Source organism: Kytococcus sp. HMSC28H12, assembly GCF_001816045.1.
Taxonomy (GTDB): domain Bacteria; phylum Actinomycetota; class Actinomycetes; order Actinomycetales; family Dermatophilaceae; genus Kytococcus; species Kytococcus schroeteri.
In genome coordinates, this window is the sequence record NZ_KV824303.1 from 1 (window position 1) to 2,533 (window position 2,533).

General features: G+C 73.0%; 3 protein-coding genes. All 3 read right to left on the minus strand.

Annotation, left to right across the window (positions count from 1 at the left end; genetic code table 11):
- Nucleotides 1–495 (minus strand): PIG-L family deacetylase (locus HMPREF3099_RS02030; protein ID WP_141761939.1); only part of this gene is annotated, 495 nt, incomplete at its 3' end.
- Between the two features lie 11 nt (nt 496–506).
- Nucleotides 507–1,280 (minus strand): DUF4191 family protein, encoded by a 774-nt coding sequence (locus tag HMPREF3099_RS02035; protein ID WP_070703528.1) that lies wholly within the window; start codon nt 1,278–1,280, stop codon nt 507–509.
- A 44-nt stretch (nt 1,281–1,324) separates the two neighbouring features.
- Nucleotides 1,325–2,347, minus strand: coding sequence for a lipoyl synthase (gene lipA / locus HMPREF3099_RS02040; protein ID WP_070703529.1), 1,023 nt, complete (start codon nt 2,345–2,347; stop codon nt 1,325–1,327).
- Between the last annotated feature and the right edge of the window lie 186 nt (nt 2,348–2,533).

Genomic DNA, 2,533 nt, shown 5'->3' on the forward strand with positions numbered 1-2,533 from the left:
CAGCGCGGTGCGGCTGCGGTCGCCGGCGAGCCGGCGCACCACCCGGGCCACGACGCGGTGGTCGGGATGGTCGTCGTCGGTGGCGCAGGCGGCGGCCACCACGGCGTCGGGGTGTTCCTCCAGGACGGGGGAGAGGGCCTCGGCCACCGCGGACTCGGTGAGACCACCGTCGGGCAGCTCCAGGTGGGTGATGGTGCCCCGTTCGCCGGTCAGCGCGGCCCAGGCGTCCTCCAGCTCCGCCGAGCGCACCGCCTCGAGGCGCTCGGCGCTCCACGAGGCGGGGGCGGCCCCGCTCGCGGCGCCCCGGGTCACCGCCACGAGCACCAAGTGGTCGCCCCGGTCGCGCGCGTGCAGCACGTAGCCCGACAGACGCAGCGTCTCGTCGTCGGGGTGGGGGCTCACCACCACGAGCGTGCCGGCGTGCCCGCACCCGGCCACCGGCACCAGTCCGGCGAGGGCGACGCCCAGCACGAATCGCCGACGGGAGGGCGCCACCACGGCGGGTCTCAGCGGATGGTGGAGCGCTTCGCCGTCCGTGCACGGCGCGGGTCGATGCCCTTGGGCATGCCGGCCTGCTGGGCCATGCCGCCCATCGCCGTGAGGCGCTTGTGCACGGCCTCGGCCTCCGCGTCGGTCATCTGCTTGGGCAGCTTCTTGGCCTCGCGGATCACGTCGGTCATGGGCGTGCGGTCCTCGCCCTCGCCGAGCAGGTAGGTGGTCACGGGCACCTCCGGACCGGCGATGCGGTGCACGAACTTCTCCTGCGAGGCCAGCAGCCGCTGCGCGCCCCCCTTGGGACCCTCGCCCAGCAGCACGACGCCCCGCCGGGAGACGCCGCGGAACACCATCGCGGCCTTGTCCATGTCCTGCACGCCCCGGGCACGGCGCGGCATCTCGGCGGCCACCGGCTCCTGCTCGTAGTACCAGGTGCGCCCCAGCGCCTGCAGTGCGGCCCCGCCCTGCCCGGGCTGGCCCTCCACCTGCGCGTAGGCGGCCTTCTGCGCCAGGCGGCCCAGCGTGAAGGTGGTGGCCAGGATGGCCACGAGCAGCCCCAGCAGCACGAAGTAGACGAACATGTCGAACAGCAGGCCCAGCAGGCCGAACAGCACGAGCACGCCCAGGAACACGGCCAGCAGGACCAGCGGCGTGTTGGGGTTGGCGCGCCGGGTCATGCGGTAGACCTCGCCGACCTGCGAGCCGTAGGCCTTCACGCGCTGGCCGAGCGTCCGCTTGCCGGTGCCGTCGCGGCGGGCGCCGCGCGGGGTGTCCTTCTGTGCCATGGGGCTGGGGTTCCTCTGTGTCAGGGCGGGGGAGTGGGGCGGCGTCAGCCGGTGGCGCCGAGGCGCTTCTCCACGAGGGTACGGGCCTCCTGGCGGGCCCCGTCGTCGACGGCCTCGCCGAGGTGGGCCAGGTGCTCGGGGATCTCGCGGCCGAGCTTGCGCATGGTCTGCGCCCACAGGCGGCCGGCGCGGTAGGACGAGCGCACCAGCGGGCCGGCCATGATGCTCATGCCCAGCTCCTCGCCGTACTCGCTGAGGGCCACGAACTCCTCCGGCTTCACCCACCGGTCGATGGGGTGGTGCAGCTTGGAGGGGCGCAGGTACTGGGTGATGGTGAGGATGTCGCAGCCGGCGTCGCGCAGGTCCACCATCGCCTGCTTGATCTCCTCGTCGTTCTCGCCCATGCCCAGGATGAGGTTGGACTTGGTGAGCAGCCCGTCCTCCTTGGCCATGGAGATCACCTTGAGCGACTTCTCGTAGGTGAACGCCGGGCGGATCTGGCGGAAGATGCGCGGCACGGTCTCCAGGTTGTGGGCGAACACCTCGGGGCGGGCGTCGAAGACCTGCTGCACCAGCTCGGGCTTGGCGCCGAAGTCCGGGGGCAGGATCTCCACGCCGGTGTTCGGGTTGCGCTCGTGGATGGCGCGGACGGTGTCGGCGTAGAGGCTGGCGGCGCCGTCGGGCATGTCGTCGCGGGCCACACCGGTGACGGTGGCGTAGCGCAGGCCCATCTGGGCCACGGAGTTGGCCACCTTCATCGGCTCGGCCGGGTCGAGCGGCATCGGCTTGCCGGTGGCGATGTCGCAGAAGTCGCAGCGGCGCGTGCACGTGTCGCCACCGATGAGGAAGGTGGCCTCGCGGTCCTCCCAGCACTCGAAGATGTTGGGGCAGCCGGCCTCCTGGCACACCGTGTGCAGGCCCTGCCCCTTGACCATGGAGTTCACCTCGCGGTACTCCGGGCCCATCTTGGCGGTGGTGCGGATCCAGGAGGGCTTGCGCTCGATCGGCGTCTCGGCGTTGCGCGCCTCCACGCGCAGCAGACGGCGACCTTCGGGGGCGATGGTCACGGATTGACTCCCTGCACTCGACGTGGCGTCCCGGCGGTGCCTGCCGGGGCCTGGTGGGCGGCGGTGGACGCCGCACGCAGCACCACAGGATACGCCGGGTGGGGCGGGGTGCCGGCGGGTGGGTTCAGGCGGCGTCGTGCCCGGCGGTGGTGGCGGCCGGGCGCGCCACCTCGACCGCGCCGAGTA